The sequence below is a fragment of the Euzebya pacifica genome (assembly GCF_003344865.1).
Lineage (GTDB): Bacteria > Actinomycetota > Nitriliruptoria > Euzebyales > Euzebyaceae > Euzebya > Euzebya pacifica.
Genome location: NZ_CP031165.1, coordinates 3,778,153 through 3,799,413, shown reverse-complemented (window position 1 = coordinate 3,799,413; position 21,261 = coordinate 3,778,153). Strand labels below are relative to the sequence as shown.

The 21,261-nt window shown below is 71.1% G+C and carries 16 protein-coding genes; 10 read left to right on the top strand and 6 right to left on the bottom strand.

Features of this window, described 5'->3' with window-relative positions; translation table 11 throughout:
* Positions 1-111 precede the first annotated feature (111 nt).
* From DVS28_RS16285 to DVS28_RS16270, 4 genes are all read left to right on the top strand, one after another.
* Positions 112-1,290: a sugar ABC transporter substrate-binding protein gene (locus DVS28_RS16285; RefSeq protein ID WP_216826085.1), complete on the top strand. Its 1,179-nt coding sequence runs from the start codon at positions 112-114 to the stop codon at positions 1,288-1,290.
* Between the two features lie 88 nt (positions 1,291-1,378).
* The gene (locus DVS28_RS16280; protein WP_114592396.1) at positions 1,379-2,170 is read left to right on the top strand and encodes an ATP-binding cassette domain-containing protein; all 792 of its coding nucleotides are present in this window, start codon (positions 1,379-1,381) and stop codon (positions 2,168-2,170) included.
* On the top strand, positions 2,167-3,393 hold the full coding sequence (locus DVS28_RS16275) for a sugar ABC transporter permease (protein WP_114592395.1): 1,227 nt from the start codon (positions 2,167-2,169) through the stop codon (positions 3,391-3,393). The genes DVS28_RS16280 and DVS28_RS16275 overlap by 4 nt, the downstream gene beginning before the upstream one ends.
* Positions 3,394-3,406: 13 nt before the next feature.
* The gene (locus tag DVS28_RS16270; RefSeq protein WP_164710641.1) at positions 3,407-6,880 is read left to right on the top strand and encodes an FG-GAP-like repeat-containing protein; all 3,474 of its coding nucleotides are present in this window, start codon (positions 3,407-3,409) and stop codon (positions 6,878-6,880) included.
* On the opposite strand, the gene lexA is transcribed toward DVS28_RS16270, so the two are convergent.
* Complete coding sequence (gene lexA, locus DVS28_RS16265) at positions 6,877-7,506, bottom strand: transcriptional repressor LexA (protein WP_114592393.1); 630 nt, start codon at positions 7,504-7,506, stop codon at positions 6,877-6,879. The two genes, DVS28_RS16270 and lexA, sit on opposite strands and share 4 nt — an antisense overlap.
* A gap of 188 nt (positions 7,507-7,694) precedes the next feature.
* Here lexA and DVS28_RS16260 point away from each other — a divergent pair, with 188 nt between their 5' ends.
* Positions 7,695-8,063 carry a LysM peptidoglycan-binding domain-containing protein gene (locus tag DVS28_RS16260; RefSeq protein ID WP_164710640.1) on the top strand — a complete coding sequence of 123 codons (369 nt, stop codon included), beginning with the start codon at positions 7,695-7,697 and terminating at the stop codon, positions 8,061-8,063.
* A 42-nt stretch (positions 8,064-8,105) separates the two neighbouring features.
* On the opposite strand, the gene nrdR is transcribed toward DVS28_RS16260, so the two are convergent.
* Positions 8,106-8,558 (bottom strand): transcriptional regulator NrdR, encoded by a 453-nt coding sequence (gene nrdR, locus DVS28_RS16255; protein WP_164710639.1) that lies wholly within the window; start codon positions 8,556-8,558, stop codon positions 8,106-8,108.
* Between the two features lie 455 nt (positions 8,559-9,013).
* On the opposite strand from nrdR, the gene DVS28_RS16250 reads away from it, so the two are divergent.
* The 4 genes from DVS28_RS16250 (at position 9,014) to DVS28_RS16235 (ending at position 16,629) form a co-directional block, all read left to right on the top strand.
* Entirely contained in the window at positions 9,014-11,800 is a 2,787-nt protein-coding gene (locus DVS28_RS16250; RefSeq protein ID WP_114594224.1) for a vitamin B12-dependent ribonucleotide reductase, read from the top strand.
* Between the two features lie 565 nt (positions 11,801-12,365).
* Entirely contained in the window at positions 12,366-14,495 is a 2,130-nt protein-coding gene (locus tag DVS28_RS16245) for a copper-translocating P-type ATPase (RefSeq protein ID WP_164710638.1), read from the top strand.
* Positions 14,496-14,598: 103 nt separating this feature from the next.
* Entirely contained in the window at positions 14,599-14,973 is a 375-nt protein-coding gene (locus DVS28_RS16240) for a hypothetical protein (protein ID WP_114592390.1), read from the top strand.
* A 153-nt stretch (positions 14,974-15,126) separates the two neighbouring features.
* Entirely contained in the window at positions 15,127-16,629 is a 1,503-nt protein-coding gene (locus DVS28_RS16235; RefSeq protein ID WP_164710636.1) for a copper resistance CopC/CopD family protein, read from the top strand.
* Between the two features lie 76 nt (positions 16,630-16,705).
* Here DVS28_RS16235 and DVS28_RS16230 read toward each other — a convergent pair whose 3' ends face one another.
* Positions 16,706-17,068 (bottom strand): c-type cytochrome, encoded by a 363-nt coding sequence (locus DVS28_RS16230; protein ID WP_216826084.1) that lies wholly within the window; start codon positions 17,066-17,068, stop codon positions 16,706-16,708.
* A 289-nt stretch (positions 17,069-17,357) separates the two neighbouring features.
* Here DVS28_RS16230 and DVS28_RS16225 point away from each other — a divergent pair, with 289 nt between their 5' ends.
* Entirely contained in the window at positions 17,358-18,410 is a 1,053-nt protein-coding gene (locus DVS28_RS16225; RefSeq protein ID WP_114592388.1) for a 2OG-Fe(II) oxygenase, read from the top strand.
* 27 nt (positions 18,411-18,437) lie between these two features.
* Here the strand turns inward: DVS28_RS16225 and surE are convergent, their stop codons facing one another.
* The 3 genes from surE to DVS28_RS16210 all read right to left on the bottom strand — a co-directional run bounded on the left by surE (position 18,438) and on the right by DVS28_RS16210 (position 21,059).
* A complete protein-coding gene (gene surE, locus DVS28_RS16220) occupies positions 18,438-19,283 on the bottom strand; it encodes a 5'/3'-nucleotidase SurE (protein ID WP_164710635.1) in 846 nt (281 codons plus the stop codon).
* Positions 19,280-20,353 carry a PfkB family carbohydrate kinase gene (locus DVS28_RS16215; protein WP_164710634.1) on the bottom strand — a complete coding sequence of 358 codons (1,074 nt, stop codon included), beginning with the start codon at positions 20,351-20,353 and terminating at the stop codon, positions 19,280-19,282. Before DVS28_RS16215 ends, surE begins: the two co-directional genes overlap by 4 nt.
* 319 nt (positions 20,354-20,672) lie before the next feature.
* Positions 20,673-21,059 carry a hypothetical protein gene (locus tag DVS28_RS16210; protein WP_174236209.1) on the bottom strand — a complete coding sequence of 129 codons (387 nt, stop codon included), beginning with the start codon at positions 21,057-21,059 and terminating at the stop codon, positions 20,673-20,675.
* Positions 21,060-21,261: the final 202 nt, after the last annotated feature.

Below are 21,261 nucleotides of genomic sequence, written 5' to 3'. Positions count from 1 at the left end.
TCACAGTTCATTCACGCACGAAACAACGCTTTCACACCTCGTTCACAGGATCGTTACTAGCGTGCTCGCAGGGCCGGCATGGGCCGAGCCGAACCAGACTGGAGACACGAGATGGCACGAACCGGGATCACGAGAATCCTCATGCTCCTGCTCGCGCTGGTGGTCGTCGCGACCGCCTGCAGCAGCAGCGACGACGCCGACAGCGGCGCAGACGAGGGCAGCGACGCGACCGACACCACCGAGCAGGCCGACGACACCGCTGACGAGGGGGACGACAGCGGCGACACGGCGACTGCCGGGGACGGCAGCATCTGGGTGCTGCTGCCCGACAGCGCCTCGTCCGCTCGTTGGGAGACCGACGACCGCCGGTTCTTCGAGCAGGCCTTCGACGAGGCAGGGGTGGAGTACAACATCGTCAACGCCGAGGGGGACGCCCAGCAGCAGATCAGCCAGGCCGAGCAGGCCATCGCCTCCGGCGCGTCGGTCATCCTGTTCGTCAACCTCGACTCCGGATCGGGTGCGGCCATCATCGACCTCGCCCGCTCGGCCGACGTGGCCGTGATCGACTACGACCGCCTCACCATCGAGGGTCCCGGAGCCGACGTCTACGTCTCCTTCGACAACGTCGAGGTCGGCCGCACCATGGCCAGCGTCCTCGAGCCCGCCATCGACGACCTGGGTGTCGAGACGCCCCGCGTGGTCATGCTCAACGGTGGCCCGACCGACAACAACGCCACCCTCTTCCGCGAGGGCTACGCAGAAACCGTGGAGCCGCGGGTGGAGGCCGGTGACTGGGAGCTCGTCGCCGACGAGTCGGTCCCCGAGTGGGACAACGCCGAGGCGCTGACCATCTTCGAGCAGATCCTCGTCGACGCCGGCAACGACGTGAACGCGGTGTTCGCCGCCAACGACGGCCTGGCCAACTCCGTGATCGCGGCGCGCAAGAACGCCGGACTCGACCCCTTCCCCGTCTCCGGGCAGGACGCCACCGTCGGTGGGATCCAGAACATCCTCGCGGGCGACCAGACCATGACGGTCTACAAGCCGATCGCCGCCGAGGCTGCCGCGGCCGCCGAAGCCGCTATCGCGCTGCTCAACGGCGAGGACGTGGCCGCACTGGCCGACGGCCAGACCATCAACAACGGGTCGGCCGACCTGCCGTTCATCGCCCTGGAGCCCGTCGCGGTCACCGCCGACAACGTCGCGGACACCGTCATCGCCGACGGCTTCCGGACGTGGGAGGAGATCTGCGTCGGCGACTTCGAGGAGTTCTGCCCGGCCGACCGCTAGGTCATCCGCGGCAGCAACCGGCGCCGACACCCCTCTTTTCGGCGGGGGTGTCGGCGCCATCCAATCCCGACGGAGGAGACTGAACGGGATGTCCAACGAGCCCAATCCGGACACGGCCGGCCCCCTGCTGCAGTGCATCGGGGTCAGCAAGCACTTCGGCGCGGTCCGCGCGCTGCACGAGGTCGACTTCGAGGTACGGGCCGGTGAGGTCATGGCGCTCGTCGGCGACAACGGCGCCGGCAAGTCGACGCTGATCAAGGGGATCGCCGGCAGCCAGCCCTACGACGGCGGCACCGTGCGGTTCGACGGCAAGGACGTGCGCCTGGACGGTCCCAAGGACTCGGCGGCCCTCGGCATCGAGGTCGTCTACCAGGACCTCGCGCTGGCCGACAACCTCGACGTGGTCGCCAACATGTTCCTCGGCCGCGAGCGGCTGAGCGGCCGGTTCCTCGACGAGGCGTCGATGGAGCAGGACTGCAAGGAGACGTTGGCCTCGCTGTCGGTCACGACCCTCCGGTCGGTCCGGACGCCGGTCGCCGCCCTGTCCGGCGGACAACGACAGGCCATCGCGGTGGCCAAGGCCGTCATGTGGAACAGCCGCATCGTCGTGCTCGACGAACCGACCGCGGCGCTCGGCGTGGCCCAGACCCGACAGGTCCTCGACCTCGTCGGACGGCTCAGCGAACGCGGTCTCGGGGTCGTGCTGATCAGCCACAACCTGCACGACATCTTCGAGGTGGCCGACCGCATCACCGTGCTCCGCCTCGGCCAGCTCGTCGGCGTGTACGAGCGGACCGAGGTCAGCCAGCAGGAGATCGTCCACGCCATCACCGCCGGCACGCTGCAGTCCGTGCCCGGCATGGAGGAAGAAACGCTATGACCGCCCCCATCGAGACCCCCGCGTTCGCACAGCCGGCCAACGCCGACCTGGGCAGCTACGTCCGCGCCTGGTGGGCCCGCACGAAGGCCGGCGACCTCGGCTCCCTGCCGATCCTCGTCGGCCTGGCGCTCATCGTCGTGGTCTTCGGTGCCCTGGAGCCGGTGTTCCTCACCAGCGCCAACTTCGTCAACCTGCTGCTGCAGATGTCGGGCATCGCCATCCTCGGCATCGGCATCGTATTCGTGCTGCTCATCGCCGAGATCGACCTGTCGGTGGCCTACGTCAGCGCGGTCGGCGGGGTCGTCACCACCCTGCTGCTGCGACCCGGGGATCCCGGGTGGCCCTGGTGGTTGGCCATCGCCGCGGGGCTGGCGGTGACCACGTTCATCGGCTTCCTGCAGGGGCTCGTGATCACCTCCTTCGGCGTGCCGTCGTTCGTGGTGACCCTGGCCGGCTTCCTCGCATGGTCCGGTGTGGTGCTGATCCTCACCACCGAGACCAGCCAGGCCGGCACGATCATCCTCCAGGACGACGTCGTCCTCGGGTTGTCCAACACCTACCTGCCCGACGTGTGGGGCTGGCTGCTGGCGCTGGGGGTCACCGGTGGGTACGCCGCCGTCCAGCTGCTGCGGCAGCGCTCGCGCCGCTCCCTCGACCTCGACGCCAAGCCGACCACGGTCCTGGCGCTCCAGGTTGCCGGCCTGGCGCTGGTCACCGGGTTCGCCGCCTTCTACGCCAACCTCGACCGAGGGGTACCCGTCGTGGCGCTCGTGGTGCTGGTGTTCCTCGTCGGGTGGACCGTGGTCGCCTCTCGCACGCGGTTCGGACGCCACGTGTACGCCGTCGGCGGCAACCCCGAAGCCGCCAGGCGTGCCGGCATCGACGTCGAGCGACTCCGCATCACCGTCTTCATGATCTCCAGCTTCATGGCGGGCGTCGGCGGCGTGATCCTCGCGTCCCGGCTGCGGTCGGTGTCCACCAATACCGGCAGCGGCAACCTGCTGCTGGAGGTCATCGCGGCAGCGGTGATCGGCGGGACCAGCCTGTTCGGCGGTCGGGGCCGGGTCATCTCGGCCCTGCTGGGTGCCCTCGTCATCGCGTCGGTCAGCAACGGCATGGACCTGCTGGGCCTGCCGGCGGGCGTCAAGTTCGTCGTCACCGGCCTGGTGCTCCTCGCGGCGGTGCTGGTCGACTCGATCTCCAAGCGCGGCCGCGCAGCCTGAGGTGTCGAGGGACATGGGGCGAGGTCGTGGCACGGGGCCGCTGACCGCGCTCGTGGTGGTCGCGGTGCTCGCGGCCACCACCACCGTCCTCGCGGCGGCGGCGCCCTCGCCGGACCGGGCCGCCGTCGCCACGACCCTCGTCGACGTCGCCGACCGGGTCGGGCTGGACACCCGGCACGGGGCCTTCCGCTGGGGGTCGTCGCCCGACCCCGCGGCGATGATGGGGGGAGGGGTCTGCTGGCTGGACGCCGACGGTGACGGCTGGCAGGACCTCTACGTGGTCTCCACCTGGTCCGACGGCGAACACCAGCGCTGGCTGGACGAGGGCGGGCTGCCGACCTCGACGCTGTACCGCAACGTCGAGGGACGGTTCGTCGACGTGGGCACGGAGTCGGGGACGGCGCTGCAGGTGCGCGGGCAGGGTTGCCTGGCCGCCGACCTCGACGGTGACGGCCACGTCGACCTGCTGGTCACCTCCGACCGGACCAGCACCCTGCTCTGGAACGACGGGGACGGCACGTTCACCCGCGACGACGGCCGCGCCGGACTGCACGTCTCGGGCTGGCACGCGGGTGCTGCAGCCGACGACGTCGACGGCGACGGTCGCCTCGACGTGGTCCTGACCGGCTACGTCGACCGGAACACCCCGCTGCCCGCGGCATCAGGCGGGTTCCCGCGCGGCCACGCACCGGTCGCCGACCTGCTGCTGCACAACCTCGGCCCGGGGGAGGGGGCTCGGGCCCGCTTCGTCGACGTCAGCAGCGAGGCTGGGCTGGACGTCGACGGCCCCCGCTACGGCTTGGGCGCGACGTTCGTCGACGTCGACCACGACGGCGACCGGGACCTGCTGGTCGCCAACGACACCGACCCCGACCGGCTGTATCGCAACGACTCGACCCCCGGGCACGCACGCCTCGTCGACGTGGCCTCTGCCGTGGGCGTCGACGACGACGGGTCGGGCATGGGCACGGCGTCCGGCGACCTCGACGGCGACGGCATGGCCGAGCTGCTCGTGACCAACATGGGCGAGCAGCGCCACGCCCTGCACCAGCCCGAGGCGGCCGAGCCCTGGGCGTTCGTCGACGGCCGCGCCACCTTCGGGGTCCCGGCGTTCGGGGAGGGGCTGACCGGCTGGGGGATCGGCGTGGTCGACCTCGACGCCGACGGCCACGACGACGTGCTCGTCGGGCACGGTGCGATCCCGATGGGCACCGATCCCGCCACGACCGCCCAGCCGCTGCTGGCCTATGCGGGGACCTCCGGCGGGCTGCGCGTGGTCGACGGCGGCTGGGGGCTGGATGCCGTCGGCCGCCACAACGCCCGGGGCACCGCGGTGGCCGACTACGACAACGACGGGGATCCCGATGTCGTCGTGGTCGGCGTCGGCGAACCCCTCGTCCTCCTCCAGAACCAGGGAAGGGGAGGGGCGGCGCTGCGCGTGCAGCCCGAGGGCCGGCAGCCGGGGACCCGTGTCGTCGTCACCATGGCGGACGGCACCGTTGCCGCGCGGACGGTCACAGCGGGCTCGAGCTACCTGTCGACGGAGGACCCACGGCCGTTGTTCGGCCTGGGGACGGCCGACCGGGTGCGGACTGTCGAGGTGACGTGGCCCGACGGGCACTCCGTCGTGGTCGAGGACGTCCCCACCGACCGGGTGCTCGAGGTCGGACGGGACGGCAGCACCGTCCTGCATCGCTTCGAGCCGCAGCGCGACGTGGCGGCCACGGCCGTCGCGTGCGCGGATCGCAGCGCCGAGGCCCCGTCGGCGGTGGCTCGCTGGATCGACGTGGCGCTCGAGGCGATCCGCCACGACCTGCCGGACCCCACGGCGCACGCCCGGACGCTGTACCACCTGTCCGCGGCCATGTGGGACAGCCGGGCGGCACTGGTCGAGGGGGTGCCGACGGTGCTGGCCGACGTCGACGCGCAGGCGGTGGCCCTCGCCGCGGCCGCGGCCGTGGCCGTCGACCGTCGGGCGGTCGAGGCCGCGATCGCCCAAGCCGCCCACGACGTCCTGGCGTCGCGCTACGGCGATGGCCGAGCGGGCGACCACGTCGCCCGATCCCTGCCGGCCGCCCTGGCCGCGGAGTGCTTCCGGTCCGACGACGCCGCCGCCCGTGCGGTCGGAAGTCGCGTCGCGGCAGCGGTCCTGGCGGTGGCCGATGGGGACGGATCCGCCGACCGGTCGACCCACCAGCCGGCCAACCGTCCCCTCGTCGTGCGGCTGCCCGGCGCGGACATGGACGACCCGGACGCCTGGCAGCCCCTGCAGCTGGATCGGGTGGTCACCCAGAACGGGATCGCCCAGCCAGCCGAGCCGCAGGCCTTCCTCGGGTACGGCTGGGGCGGGGTGGCCACGTTCGCGTTGCCCGACGACCCCGACGGCGTGCCGATCGACCCCGGTCCGCCGCCCCGGCTCGACGACCCCGACGGTGGCGAGGAGCTGCGACGCCAGCTGGTGGACGTGCTGCGGGCGTCCAGCCAGCTCGACCCCGCCGACGGTGTCGTCGTCGATGCGGGGCCGGGGGGCTGGGGGAACAACCCGCTGGGCACCGACGAGGGAACCGGACATCCCGTCGACCCCACGGCCGGCCAGCCGTGGCCAGCGCAGCCGGTCCTGCGTGGCGACCTGGGTCGGGTGCTCGCGGAGTTCTGGGCCGACGGGCCGCACTCCGAGACCCCGCCCGGCCACTGGAACGTGATCGCGCGGGCGGTCACCGACGCGATGTCTCCGGCCGAACGGCTGCTCGGGGGGAGCGGGCCGGCCCTGGACCGGTTGACGTGGGAGGTGTCGCTGCACCTCGTCCTCAACGGTGCCCTGCACGACGCTGCGGTCGCCGCGTGGGGCGTCAAGACCGCCCACGACTCACCTCGACCGATCTCGTTGATCCGCCACCTCGGCGGCCTGGGCCAGTCCAGCGACCCCGACGGTGCCGCGTACCACCCGGACGGGCTGCCCTTGGTCGATGACGTGGTGGAGGTCGCTTCGGCTGCCACGACCGCACCCGGCGGACGGCACGAGGGACTCGGTGAGGGCCGCGTCGTCGTGCGGGCATGGGCGCCCCGCGTCGATCCGGATGACCCGGCGGTCAGGTGGCTCCACGCCGAGGAGTGGGTGCCCTACCAGCAGGCGACCTTCGTCTCACCGGCCTTCGCCGGCTACGTGTCGGGGCACTCCACGTTCAGCCGAGCTGCGGCCGAGGTCATGACCGCGGCGACCGGCAGCCCGTGGTTCCCGGGCGGGTCGTTCGGCTGGACGGTCCCGGCAGGCGACCTGGCGTTCGAGGGCGGACCCGCGGGCGACGTCGTGCTGACCTGGGCGACCTACGCCGACGCCGCCGACCAGGCCGGGCGGTCGCGCATCCACGGCGGCATCCACATCCCTGCTGACGACCACGCCGGCCGGATCATCGGCGCCGAGGTCGGTCACCTCGCGTGGGAACGTGCGTTGCCGCTGTTCGCGGCCCCGGCCGGGTCGCCGACCTAGAGGGAACGCATGACGGTGACGACGCGACCCATGATCGCGCTGTCGGCGTCCCGTGGGACGGGGATCGGTTCGTAGCGTTCGTTGGCCGGGTCGAGGAAGACCTCGCCCGACTTGGTGCGGCGGAAGAACTTCACCGTGGCCTCGCCGTCGATGAGCGCCGCGCACATCTCGCCCTGCTCGACCGTCGGCTGCTGGCGGATGACGACGACGTCGCCGGGCAGCACCCCCGCCTCGATCATCGACTCACCGCGGACGGTCAACGCGAAGATGGTGCCCTGTCCCACCATCGACTCGGGCAGGGCGAGGTGCTCCGTGATCTGCTCCTCCGCCAGGATCGGCCCACCGGCGGCGATCTCGCCGACCAGCGGGACGTGTCGGGTGGGGGAGGTGGGTTCGAGCGGGTCGCCGCCGTCGACCATGACCTCGATGGCACGGGGGCGCGCGGGGTTGCGGCGGATGAACCCCATCTCCTCCAGCGTGTTCATCTGGGCGTGGACGCTGGAGGGGGACTTCAACCCCACGGCGTCACCGATCTCGCGCACGGACGGCGGGTATCCCCGCTCCTGCACGGCGCGGCGGATGGTGTCGAGGATGGCCTGCTGGCGGCTGGTCAGTTCGGGTGGCACGGGGTGGACCTCCTGCTGCTCGGGACCCCGATGTCACACCCCCCTCGTACGTTGCGGGTGACGAGGTCGGGACTCGAGGATTCGGGTCTTGACAACGAACATACGTTCGATAGTGTTGTCGGTCAAGGGAACAGATGTTCGCCGTTGATCGCAGCATAACCCTCATCTCCCCCAGAACTGGAGAGGCCATGTCCACCATCACCGCCCCGTTGTCACCGTCAGGTATCGGTCACGCGCCCATCGTGGGTCGCAACCACCGGACGGCCGCACCGCGTGCCGGCATGGACGTCGGGCACGTGCTCTCCTGGGCGCTCGTCGCCCTCCTGCTCGTCGCGGGGCTCCTGCTCTCGTGGCTGGTCGGATCCTCCGTCGCTGACGAACCGGCGCCTGCGCCGGTGACGGTGGTCGTCCAGTCCGGGGACACGGTGTGGGAGCTCGCACGCGCGCACGCCCCGGCCGGGGTGTCGGTCCAGGACTACGCCATGGTGGTCGTCACCCACAACGGCGTCAGTGCAACCGCCCTCCGGCCGGGGTCCGTGCTCGAGCTTCCGCAGTAGCCCGACGGTCCCGCTGGGTGGGGCGATCGCGTCGCTCCGGCGTCAGGCCCGTTTGAGGGTCGCCAACGCCTCGGCGAAGTCGTCGGCGGAGGTGAAGGATTTGTGGACGCTCGCGAACCGGACGTAGGCGACGTGGTGCAGCGATCGCAGCGCCTCGAGGACGTGGCCGCCGATCTCGTCGGTGCCGATCTCCCGTCGGCCCATCGCGCGGAGGTGGGCCTCGACCCGCGCGGCGGCGATGCGGACCTCGTCGGGATCCAGGTCGAGATTGGCCGTGGCCTTGTGCATGCCGTCGCTGATGCGTTCGGGGTCGAAGGGCTGCACCGAGCCGGAACGCTTGCGGACGGAAAGGGGCGCGTGCTCGACGCGTTCGTAGGTGGAGTAGCGCTGGGCGCAGGCCTCGCATTCCCGGCGTCGACGGATCGACCGGCCCTCGTCGGCCGGACGGGAGTCGACCACCCGGTCACGATCGCTGGCGCAGTAGGGACATTTCACGGGACGAATCCTTTTTCGGTTTTCCCTGCCACGAGGGGTGGTTGTGCACGAGGTGGGACGGTTCCCCACAGCTGTCCACAGGTTGTCCACAGGGGGTGTGCAGGGCCTCCACGAGATGTGGTGGTGGCGGTGGCTCGGGAGGGCTTCGTCCACAGGTTGACGGCCCTCGTGGACGGCGACATTGTTGCCCGACGTTCACTTCCTGAGGATCGTTGCACCACAAGATATTGTGGTCAAGTCGGGGTGTCGCCCATACATGTTGGGGAATCGATGCTTGACGGCAGCTACGATCGGGTCGAGAGTACGAAGAGGTAGTTACAGCCGTGTGGTTTCCACCGGAGACACGGGCAACGAGCACGTTCGGTCCTCGCCACGGGCGAAGCCGGGACGGAAACCAACGACTGGGAGACCGCGAAATGGGACACGATTTGCAGCAGGCATCGAAGGGCAACGCGATGGGTGACAACCAGGGTCAGGTCAAGCTCCACGACGGCGTGCGCGCCGTCCTCGACGGCGAGCGCACGGGGTTGAAGTTCGACAGGTACTTCACCACCGAGGCCGTCCACCCCTACGACGAGGTGGAATGGCAGCTGCGCGACGCGGTGATCGACGACTGGAAGACCGGCAAGGTCTCCTTCGAGCAGCGCGGGGTGGAGTTCCCCAAGAGCTGGTCGATGATCGCGACCAACATCGTCAGCCAGAAGTACTTCCGCGGCACCCTCGGCACCCCCGAGCGCGAGTCGTCGGTCAAGCAGATGATCGACCGCGTCGCCGACACGATCACCGCTTGGGGCATCCACGACGGGTACTTCGCCGACCCCGACTCCGCCGAGGCGTTCAACCACGAGCTCAAGCACCTCCTCGTCCACCAGAAGGCGGCGTTCAACTCCCCGGTCTGGTTCAACTGCGGGGTGGAGGAGAAGCCGCAGTGCTCGGCCTGCTTCATCCTCAGCGTCGAGGACCGGATGAGCTCCATCCTCAACTGGTACGTCGAGGAGGGCACCATCTTCAAGGGTGGGTCCGGCTCGGGTGTGAACCTGTCCAACATCCGCTCCTCCGTGGAGCACCTGAAGGGCGGCGGTGAGGCGTCCGGTCCCGTCAGCTTCATGCGTGGCGCCGACGCGTCGGCGGGCACCATCAAGTCGGGCGGCAAGACCCGTCGCGCGGCCAAGATGGTCATCCTCAACGTCGACCACCCGGACGTGGAGGAGTTCATCTGGTGCAAGCAGCGCGAGGAGGACAAGACCCGCGCCCTGCAGGCGGCCGGCTTCGACATGTCCCTCGACGGTGCCGACGCCGCCAGCGTGCAGTACCAGAACGCCAACAACTCCGTTCGGGTCACCGACGAGTTCATGCAGGCCGTCGTCGACGACGCCGACTTCAACCTTCGTGAGGTCCTGACCGGCAAGACGGCCAAGACCATGAAGGCCCGCGACCTGATGAACCAGATCGCCGAGGCCGCCTGGGCCTGCGCCGACCCCGGCGTGCAGTACGACACGACGATCAACGACTGGCACACGACCCCCAACGCGGGTCCCATCAACGGGTCCAACCCGTGCAGCGAGTACATGCACCTGGACAACTCCGCGTGCAACCTCGCCAGCCTGAACCTGCGCAAGTTCGAGGTGGGCGGCGTCTTCGACGTCGAGGCCTTCCGCCACGCGGTCGAGGTCGTCTTCACCGCACAGGAGATCATCGTCGGGAACTCCTCCTACCCGACCGAGCCGATCGCGGCGAACGCCGAGAAGTACCGCCAGCTCGGCATGGGCTACGCCAACCTCGGTGGCCTGCTGATGAGCCTCGGCCTGCCCTACGACTCCGACGAGGGTCGTGCCTGGGCCGGTGCCATCACCGCCCTGATGACCGGCCACGCCTACCGCACGTCCGCGGAGATCGCCAAGGTCACCGGGCCGTTCGCCGGGTTCGCCGACGACCGTGACGGCACGCTGCGCGTCCTGCGCAAGCACCGCGCGGCCGTCGACACCATCGACCCGGTGCTGGCCCCGGCCAACGTCCTGGCTGCGGCCGAGGACAGCTGGGACGGTGCCGTCGACGTCGCCGAGGACTACGGCGTGCGCAACGCCCAGGCCTCGGTGCTCGCCCCGACCGGCACCATCGGCCTGATGATGGACTGCGACACCACCGGCATCGAGCCCGACCTGGGCCTGGTCAAGGCCAAGAAGCTCGTCGGTGGCGGCACCATGCGCATCGTCAACCAGACGGTCCCGCACGCCCTGGCCAACCTGGGCTACCAGCCCGAGCAGGTCGAGGCGATCGTCGCCTACATCGACGAGCACGCGACGGTCGAGGGTGCCCCGGCGCTCAAGCCTGAGCACATCCCGGTGTTCGACTGCGCCATGGGTGACCGCTCCATCGCCCCCGGTGGCCACATCAAGATGATGGCGGCGGCCCAGCCGTTCCTCTCCGGTGCCATCTCCAAGACCGTGAACCTGCCGGAGTCGGCCACGGTGCAGGACATCGAGGACCTCTACATCGAGGGCTGGCGCCTGGGCCTCAAGGCCATCGCCATCTACCGCGACAACTGCAAGGTCGCCCAGCCGCTGTCGATCTCCAAGAAGAGCGACGACGCGCAGCCGGTGACCGAGGAGGCCGCGGCCGAGCAGGGCATCGTCCGTCGGCGCCTGCCCAAGCAGCGTCCCAGCCAGACGATCAGCTTCCAGGTCGGCGACGCCGACGGCTACGTCACGGCAGGGGAGTACCCCGGCGACGGGCTCGGCGAGATCTTCGTCAAGCTCGGCAAGCAGGGGTCGACGCTGTCGGGGATCATGGACGCCCTGGCGATCAGCGTGTCCCTGGGCCTGCAGTACGGCGTGCCGCTGGAGGCCTACGTCTCCAAGTTCATCAACACGCGGTACGAGCCGGCCGGCATGACCGACGACCCGGACATCCGGTTCGCCACGTCGCTGACCGACTACATCTTCCGTCGCCTGGCCATCGAGTACCTCCCGGCCGAGCAGCGTCAGGCCATGGGCATCTACACCACCGAGGAGCGGACCGCCGAGCTCGACGGCACCGCCACCACGGCCGCCCCGGCGGCCCCCTCGGCGACCACGCCGCCAGCCGACGCCACCGGCCAGACGGTGCTCCCCGTGGAGCAGCCCCACCCGGTCGACGACATCTACGGTGACGCCCCGCTGTGCCTGCAGTGCGGCTCCAAGATGCAGCGTGCCGGCAGCTGCCACGTCTGCCCCGGCTGCGGAACCACGAGCGGCTGCTCGTGATGTGACGCCGGACCGCCTCCGGCGACGCGGGTCCACGATCCGCCCGGTGGCAGTCCAATGACCGGCCGTGCCGTCCCTTCGGGGGCGGCACGTCGCTTTTTGGGTCGTTGACCCCGGCTGAGCCCTGGCCGCGTCCACGTGGCCATCGCGGGCGGTCGCGCCGGCGGCTGTCGCAACCACGGGCGGTCGAACCGCCGGGTCGGCGTGTGCGTTGGACGCCGCCATGGGGCCGGCAACGCGCACGGGGTGGGCCGCCGTGCGCGTTCGGCGACCCTGACGGGCGGGCAAGGCACACGTGGTCCGAGGGTGGGTGCGTTGGGCGCCCGAGGGGGACGTGGACCGCACACGCCGGTGGCGTCCAACCGGAAGCCGCTCGACGTCCGTCCGGTTTCTCGGCTCGCTGACTGGGGAGACCTCCACTGCGCCCGAGGGGCGACGGACGGCCGGTCATCGGGCCGTTGCCCGATGGGTCCAGAAACATGTCGACCAATATACCCCAGGGGGGTATATTGGCGTTGTTTCAAATGCGGCCGACTTCGGCCCCCGAAGGCGAAAGGGTGCTGTCATGGCAAGGACGTCTCGTGTCCAGGGCGATCAGCTCGACGTGCGCGAACGGCACGTCGGGAACGACCCGACCACCGACATCGAACCGGCGGAAGGGATGGACCACCACCCCGACGCGCGCACCGACGAGCACGGTGGCCACCAGCACGACGGCCACGACGGGCATGCCGGACACGGTGACCACGCCGCGATGTTCCGCGACCGGTTCTGGCTGACGTTGCTGCTGGCAGTCCCCGTGGTGGTGTGGTCCCACCACGTCCAGGAGTTGCTCGGGTACGTCGCGCCGTCGATTCCGGGGCAGGACCTGATCGGCCCGATCCTCGGATCGGTCATCTTCGTGTACGGCGGCTGGCCGTTTCTGACGGGTGGCCTGTCGGAAGCCCGCAGCCGCCAGCCCGGGATGATGCTGCTCATCGCCATGGCGATCACCGTGGCGTACGCGGCCTCGATGGCCACGGCGCTGGGCGTGTTCGACCAGGAGGTCTGGTGGGAGCTGGCGCTGCTGATCGCGGTCATGCTGCTGGGGCACTGGCTGGAGATGCGCGCGATCGGCCAGGCCCAGGGGGCCCTACAGGCCCTCGCTGAGCTCCTGCCCGACGACGCCGAGCGGGTGAGCGATTCAGGCACCGAGGTCGTGCCGCTCGCCGACCTGGCCGCGGGTGATGTCGTCCTGGTCCGGCCGGGTGCACGAGTGCCGGCCGATGGCACGATCGTGCGCGGGTCGGGAGACGTGGACGAGTCCATGCTGACGGGCGAGTCCAACCCCGTGGCCCGCGAGGAAGGCGATCGGGTGGTCGCGGGGACCGTTGTGGTCGATGCGAGCCTGCGGGTCGAGGTGACCGCTACCGGTGAGGACACGGCGTTGGCGGGGATCCAGCGGATGGTTGCCGAGGCCGAGTCGTCCCGCTCACGCGCACAGGCGCTGGCTGACAGGGCGGCGGCGTTGCTGTTCTACGTGGCTCTCGCGGCGGGCGTGATCACTGCGATCGCTTGGACGGTCGCCGGCCGGCCCGAGCTGGCGCTGGACCGAACCGTCACCGTCCTGATCATCGCCTGTCCGCACGCGCTCGGGTTGGCCATTCCGCTGGTGACGGCCATCTCGACGTCCCGATCGGCACGCGCAGGGATCCTGGTGAAGGATCGGCTGGCCCTGGAACGGATGCGCCAGATCGACGCCGTGCTGTTCGACAAGACCGGCACCCTGACCAAGGGCGCGCACGCCGTAACCGACGTCGCGACGGCGGAGGGCACCGACACGAACACGTTGCTGCGGGTCGCCGGCGCGGTCGAGGCCGACAGCGAACACCCGCTCGCCCGCGCGATCCACGCGAGGGCGACCGATGACGTCGGCGACCTGCCGGTGGCCGAGGGGTTCCGTGCGATCGCCGGACGGGGCGTCACCGCGACCGTCGAGGGACACGACGTGGCGATCGGTGGGCCGGCGTTGCTCCGGGAACGCGGCGTGACCGTTCCTCCGGACCTTGCCGACCGGACGCAGCCGTGGGCCGAACGAGGCGCGGCGGTCCTGCATGTCCTGCTCGACGACACCGTCGTGGGCGCGTTCGCGTTGGAGGACGAGGTACGGGACGTCAGCCGAGACGCGGTCCGCCAGCTCCACGACGCAGGGGTCACGGTGGCGATGATCACCGGCGACGCCCGGCAGGTCGCCGAAGCAGTGGCTGCTGAGCTGGACATCGACGAGGTGTTCGCCGAAGTCCTCCCCGAGGACAAGGACGCGAAGGTGGCCGAGCTGCAGGCACGGGGCCTGACGGTGGCCATGGTCGGTGACGGTGTCAACGACGCCCCGGCCCTGGCACGTGCCGACGTCGGCATCGCCATCGGCGCCGGCACCGACGTGGCCATCCAGTCCGCGGGGATCGTCCTCGCCTCCGATGATCCCCGTGGGGTCATCGCCATCAGGCGGCTGTCCGCTGCGACCTACCGGAAGATGGTCCAGAACCTGTGGTGGGCTGCGGGCTACAACCTGGTCGCCATTCCGCTGGCTGCCGGGGTCCTCGCCCCGGTCGGGTTCGTGCTCCCGATGGCCATCGGGGCCATGCTGATGAGCGCATCCACCATCATCGTCGCCGCCAACGCGCAGCTTCTCCGGCGTGCTGACCTGACCGGCTGACAGCGCACCACCGGAGGCCGACCGAGGACCACGGGCACGACGGCGGCCCGGACCGAAGCGAACGGTGTTCAGGATCAACCGTGGCGTGCCGATAGGCTGCGTAGTGAACATGCGTGTCGTGCTGGTGGTCCTCGGGGTCCTGCTCGCCGCGGTCCTGCAGACCGTTGGCGTGCTGCATGCGCACACCCATCTGAGTGGTGACTCCGCCCACCACCACGTGTGGGTCAACGACGGCGACCACTTCGGGCACACCGACGACAGGGTCGACGCGGACGCTGTCGTGCCGGATGCGCCGAGTGCGAGCCCCGCCGTCGTGCTGGTCCTCGGCCTGCTCGGGGCAGTTGCACTCGGATTCGTCCGGGACAGCCATGCCGGCGACGGGCCCGGTCCGCACGCGAGATGGCGGAACCATGGATCGTTCGACCCCTACGCCGGGTCGCGGCAGCGCCTCGTGGGCGTGGTGGTGCAACAGGTCTAGGGCGACACCGGTCCCCATGGGACCGAGCCGGTGTCGAACAGACCTGCCGGGTGCAGACGCCTGCGCCCACGCCACCCCCATACAGGAGGCCCCGTGCCCATCCCTGCCCTCGCGACAGCAGTCGCAACCCGTCGCGTCAGCCTGTCCGTTTGCGTGACCCCTCTGCTTTTGGGGGTGCTCCTGATCGTCGCCATGCCACCGGTCTGGGCGCACTCGGCCCTGCAGTCGGCCCATCCGGCGGTGGATGGCGTCGTCGAGGGTCCAGTCGACACGCTGCTGCTGACCTTCGGGCAGCCCGTCCGGGTGCTGAGCGACGACGTGTCGTTGCAGGGTCCCTCCGGGGTCGTGGCCACCGGCGATGCCGTCGTACAGGCGGACCGCGTGACCGTTGCGGTTCCCGTGACCGAGGCCACCCCCGCCGGCCAGCACATCGTCGTGTGGCGGGTGATCGGCGCCGACGGCCATCCCATCGAGGGAACCCACTCGTTCACGGTGACCGGCCCGGCGCCCACGCCAGCCCAACCGGCCCAACCAGCCGAACCGGGCGTCGCAGGGACCACGCCGACGCCAACCGTCGCGCCACCGTCGACCCCATCGACTCCACTCGCAGCGGTGCCGGTGTCGCCCCGCCCATCCGAGCCGGCCCCGCCCCTCGGAGCTGCTCCGCTCGCGACCGCGCCCGCTGACAGTGCGCCCGTCGACACCGCGCCCGCTGACACCGCGCCCGCAGTCGTGACGGACCCCGATGCCGCCGTCGACGCCCCCGGTGCAGACGCGGTGGTCCCCGTGGCCGGTGTGGTCGCGCGGTGGCTCGCCTACGTCGGGGTCATGCTCACCGGTGGCGTCCTGGTCTTCGCCATGCTCGTCCATCCCCACCCGCTCGAGGACCGGGGGGCCCTGGATCGACTCCTGGTGGTCGGGGCGGCGACGATGGCCGTTGGGTCCGTGGCACAGCTGGTCGTGCGAACCGTCGTGGTGTCGGGGGACGGGATCTCCGGCATGTTCGACGTCGACGCGATGGCCATCGTGGCCGATGGTGGCCTCGTGCCAGCGGCCACCATCCGTATCGCGGCAGCCACCCTGGCCTTCGCGGCGTCCCGCACGGGCACGTGGCACCGGCTCGGGGGACCGGGCTTCGCCGGGCTGACTGCGGCCATCGGCGCCGTGCTCTCCTTCCAGCTGACGGGCCACACGGCAAGCAGCGAACCGGCAGCGCTGGTTCGGGTCGCCGATGCCGTGCACGTCGGGGCGGCGACTGTCTGGACCGGGGGCGTCGCGTCCCTGCTCGTGGTGGTCGCCGGTCGACGTCGTGCCTCGCGTCGTGTGGACGTCATCGCGGCTCGGTTCGCGTCGGTCGCTGCAGCCTCGGTCGTGCTCGTCGGTCTCGCGGGACTGGCGTTGACCGTGATCGCACTGGACGCCCCGACGCAGCTGTGGACCACGGGCTACGGACAGGTCCTGCTGGCCAAGCTCGCGGTCGTCGGCGTCATCGGTGCCATCGGTGCGGTCAACCACTTCCGCGTCGTGCCTCGCCTGGAGGGTGGAGCCGGAGCCGGAGCCGCCGACGGTGCCCTCCACCGCCTGCTGCGTGTCGAGCTGGCCGCCTTCGCCACTGCCGTGGTGCTGACCTCGGCGCTCGTCGGCCTCTCCCCATGACATCCGACGGCGTCGGGGACTGATCGGGCGACCCCACCGCCGCGACGACGAGCACGAGGCCGAGGTCGCGGGCCTGCTACTCGATCAGGCCCGCATCGCGCTGGACGGACCGGACGTAGGCCACGATGTCGGCGACGTCCTGGTCGCTGAGGCCCGGCCGGGGCGGCATGGGACCGAAGTCCCAGTGATGCGGCTGGACGCCGTTGCGGACGGCCAGCAGGAAGGCCCCGTCAGCATGGTGGGAGGGGACGTAGACGTCGTGGACGAACGGCGGTCCCTGATCGGTGCCGGTCGCGTCGGTGCCGTGGCACTGGGCGCAGTTCGCCGCGTACAGGTCGGCGCCGAGCGCGACGTCACCGGCTCCCTCGAGAACCGGGTTGTCCCCGGACGCAGGATCCGAGGCACTGGCGCACCCGGCCAGGGTGACGATGGCGATCACTGCCGCTGCCACCAGCCGGCAACGGCGACCTGACCGTCCTCCGAGCCCCCTCGAGTCGCCGAGATGGACGCGCGGTTGCGTGTGTGCTGTCACGTGATGATCCTCCTTGACTGCCGACCCCCGGTTGAGGGTGCTCGCGCGGGTGACGAGGCACGCACGGCTGGTGGTTCGGGCGACATCGCCAAGGCCCATCATCGCCCTGGAGCACTCGGGTTGGGGACCGCGACCCCGGTCAACGACGAACAGGAGCCTACGACCCGCGGCCGCTAGGGCCGCTAGGGTCGCGGGGATGGCCGACGACACCCACCACATCCACGAGAACCGGCCGGGACTCCAGCGCGGTGAACGGGCACCCGACATGGTGCTGCCGACCCCGCAGGGCACCCCGACGCACTACTACGCCCACGCGGGTGGCCGGCCGGCGCTGTTGGTCCACACCCGTGACGACGGGCTGGCCGCGGTCCGCGACCTGACGGCTGCCCTGGCGACGGACCACGAACGCCTCACCGTCCACGTGATCGGTCCGCAGACGGTCGCCGATGCCCTCGACGGTCCCGAGGACCCCGACGTGCTGGTGGACCGCAACGGCCGCGCCGCCGCGGCCTACCGCACCGACGGGCGCACGGTGGCGTTCCTCCTCGACCCCTCCCTGCGGGTGCTGGAGGGCTGGGAGGTCCCCGACGGGGGAGCGGTGGCCACCGACGTGGCCTCGGCGGTCCGCCAGCGGCTGGACGCCATCGATGCCGCCACCCCCGCACCGCGGGTCGTGGGGATGCAGGCACCAGTGCTGATCGTCCCCGACGTGCTGTCGCCCGGGGAGTGCGACGACCTCGTCGCGCTGTGGCACACCGACCACACCGAGACGGGCGTGGAGACCAACGAGGGCAGCACCCGCGGGGAACGGCTGGAGGCCAAGCTCAAGCGGCGCGCCGACCACATCGTGCGCGACCCCGACCGCATGCAGGCGCTCGCAACCGCGATCGGCCGGCGGCTGTTCGTCGAGGTCGCCCGCTGCTTCAACTACCGGCCCAAGCGGTTCGAGGGCTTCAAGATCGGCCGCTACACCGCGGAGGACCGCGGGTTCTTCAGCCTGCACCGCGACAACCTCAGCCCGACCACCGCACACCGTCGGTTCGCGCTGACCCTGAACCTGTCGGAGGACTACCAGGGCGGCGAGCTGCGCTTCCCCGAGTACGGCCCGAACCTGTACCGACCCCCGCGCGGCGCGGCCCTCGTGTTCAGCGGCTCGCTCCTCCACGAGGTCGCCGACGTCACCGCCGGCGAGCGGTTCGTGCTGCTGTCGTTCCTGTTCGCCGACGAGACGGTGCGCCAGCCCGGCTGACCCCTGGCCCACCGCGCACCGCCACCGTCAGTGGGTGACGAAGGCGGGCAGGTCGGGGCCGAGGGGCTGGGCCTGGGCGACCGTCGTCAGGGCGGTCACGGTGACCCAGCCATCCGCCAGCAAGCGGTGGTCGCTGGTGGGGGAGCGGTCCTCGACGTCACCGTGCACGCCGAACTCGACACGGCGGCCGGCGTGGTCGGCGCTGGCCACGCGGATGTGGCCGAACGCCTCCAGCTCGGTCCAGCGGAACCCGCGGATCGCGGCCGTCGGCACCGACGGCACGTTGACGTTGAGGACGACGTCGTCACGGCCCAGCCGGATGATCCAGCGGCACATCTCACCAGCCACCTCCTCGGCGGTGTCCCAGCGCCACGGCTCGTCGTCGCGGGGTGGGGCGAGGCTGACCGCAAGGCCGCTGCACCCGAACGTCCGGCCGGTCAGCGCCGCCCCGACCGTGCCCGAGTGGATGACGGAGTGCCCGGTGTTGGCACCGGCGTTGATGCCGGAGACGACCAGGTCGGGCGCGTCGCCGAAGGCGCCGAGCGCGGCGCTCAGGACGGCCAGGCCCGGCGGTCCGGCCAGCGCATGGGCGTCCATGCCCTCGCGCTCGACCGTGCGGAACGCCACCCCCTCGTGGACGTCGAGCTGGCCGATGCCGGTCCCTGCCCCGCTGACGTTGCGGTCGGGCGCGACGACGAGCGGTGCCAGGCCGGCCCGCCGGACCGCACGGGCAAGGCACAGCAGCCCGGGGCTGTCGATCCCGTCGTCGTTGGTGACCAGCGCACGACCAGACAGGTGGCCGGGCTGCCGGTGCGGGACCTCGACGTCGGACGGGTCGTGGTCGATCCTTCGTGCGTGCGGTTCGTCGCTCACGGGCCCTCCTTCGATGGCCGGTCGGATGGGGTCGGGTGCTCGGTCACCTGGACCAGCTCCGCCAGCCGGTCGACCAGCGACGGGGCGACCGTGGTCAGGCCGTGCCGGGTGACGTTGGCCGCCCCCGCAGCGCAGGCCAGCCGCAGCGCATCGGCGGGCTCCAACGACTCCAGCGTTGCGCGTACGAGCGCGGCGGTCATGGAGTCCCCGGCCCCGTGGTGGTCGGCCTCGCTCAGCCGCGGCGGGCTGGCCGCGAGCAGGCGACCGCCGACCAGGGCGAGCGTCGGGCGGTGGACACGGCTGACCACGACCATGTCGACGCCGCGATCGGCCAGCGACGACATCGCGGTGCGCAGGCCGGCGTCGGTGGGGTCGTCGAGGTCGCGTTCGGTGATCATGCCGTCGGCCAGGAGGTCCTCGTCGGAGACCTTCAGCACCTGCAGCCGGCCCTCCTCGAGGAACGCATCGAGCTCCTCGCCGTGCAGGTCACCGATCACCGCGACGCCGGTCGTGCCAAGGTCGGCACCCAGCCGGCGGTAGAAGCCGGTCTCGATCGCGGCGGGGGTGGGCCGCCCGGTCAGCACGCAGACGCCGGTGGTGATGGCCGACTCCAGCGTTGCGCCGTACAGGTCGTCGCGTTCGTGGCGGGACAGGCCGGGGTCGCCGGTGCGGACGACCTCCTGTCGGTCGCCACAGCGTCGATCGTGCACGTAGGCGGCGGTGGCGCCCTCGACGGTCACGAGGTCGACGGCCAGGCCCTCTGCGGCCAGCAGGCCACGGATGACCGCCCCGGTCTCGCCGCCCAGCGACGTGCAGAGGATGGGACGGTGTCCGAGGCCGCACAGCAGCCGGGTCAACCAGTACCCCTGGCCGCCGGCGTGCACGTGCACCTCGCCAGGGCCCTCCTCGTCGGATCCGGTGGCCTCCACGGTGACCGTGAGCAGCATCGACGGGGCGAACACGCACACGTCGGCGACCGGGGCCACGTCCGGCGGAGCGCCCTCGGTGAGGTCGACCGTGGGGTCGGGCGGGGGTGGAATGGGCTGCGGGACTGCGCTGACCGTCGACATGCGTGCCTCCGATGACGCTGGTGTCGACAGGTGATACCCCTCGCCAGTGCTCGGGAACCCGTCCATCCAGACGCCGTCTCGTGCCCCCGCGCGGCGGGTGAGGCGAAAAGTTCGCCATACGGCTTGCCGTGTAACTACAGGCATGTAGTACGCTTGTGCCCACAGCCGATGGGCTCCTCAGGGAGTTCGGCGGCTAGTCTCAAGCCTCCGAGGTGCGCTGAGGGAGGGGAAGCCTTCAGCCGCCTCGGACAACCTCGACGGCCCGTTCCACCCAGGTGGGGCGGGCCGTCGGCGTTGGCCGACGCCAGCCCACGACCGCTCAGCTGCCGGCGCCGAACCCCAGGGCCCGGACGAGGCCATCCGGGTCGGCCACGGTCACCGTCAGGCCCCGGTGCGACCACGGACCGATGACGCGGCCCACCTTCTCGTGGAAGGTGACGCACACGCCGCTGGCACCGGTGGTGCCCATGGTCAGCCCGCTGTCGGCCATGGACATCCGCAGGCCCACGGACTTCAGCGGGTTGTACGGCCCGGTGTTCTCCGCCGAGGCGATGTTGCTGATCGGCGTGCGCAGCACGAAGCGGCCGTAGGTCGCTTCGAAGGTGTCGGCGCTGACGGTCACCCCGTCGCGCCCTTCTCGGGCGCCGAGGGGCCACCAGATGGGGGCGAAGCGGCGATCGAAGTCGTAGGGGAAGACGAGGGGCACGCCTCGACCCTACCGGCCGGGTGGTCCCACCCTCCGGCCTTCGGTACCATCGGCGGCAGAACTACAGACGTGTGATTCGATCGTGGCCCTGCCAGGCCCGTTCGAGGCACCGCCAGCCCGAGGTGCGCGTGCGGTGGGGAAGCCGTCCGCCGCCTCGGACCGCTGGACGCGGCGGTCCTGCTCCGTACTCCTGAGCGGGCCG

Bases quoted from the DNA above. Each gene is read 5' to 3' on its own strand.
- DVS28_RS16285 (WP_216826085.1), top strand. From the start codon at position 112: ATGGCACGAACCGGGATCACGAGAATCCTCATGCTCCTGCTCGCGCTG.
- DVS28_RS16280 (WP_114592396.1), top strand. From the start codon at position 1,379: ATGTCCAACGAGCCCAATCCGGACACGGCCGGCCCCCTGCTGCAGTGC.
- DVS28_RS16275 (WP_114592395.1), top strand. From the start codon at position 2,167: ATGACCGCCCCCATCGAGACCCCCGCGTTCGCACAGCCGGCCAACGCC.
- DVS28_RS16270 (WP_164710641.1), top strand. From the start codon at position 3,407: ATGGGGCGAGGTCGTGGCACGGGGCCGCTGACCGCGCTCGTGGTGGTC.
- DVS28_RS16260 (WP_164710640.1), top strand. From the start codon at position 7,695: ATGTCCACCATCACCGCCCCGTTGTCACCGTCAGGTATCGGTCACGCG.
- DVS28_RS16250 (WP_114594224.1), top strand. From the start codon at position 9,014: ATGGGTGACAACCAGGGTCAGGTCAAGCTCCACGACGGCGTGCGCGCC.
- DVS28_RS16245 (WP_164710638.1), top strand. From the start codon at position 12,366: ATGGCAAGGACGTCTCGTGTCCAGGGCGATCAGCTCGACGTGCGCGAA.
- DVS28_RS16225 (WP_114592388.1), top strand. From the start codon at position 17,358: ATGGCCGACGACACCCACCACATCCACGAGAACCGGCCGGGACTCCAG.
- DVS28_RS16215 (WP_164710634.1), bottom strand. From the start codon at position 20,353: ATGTCGACGGTCAGCGCAGTCCCGCAGCCCATTCCACCCCCGCCCGAC.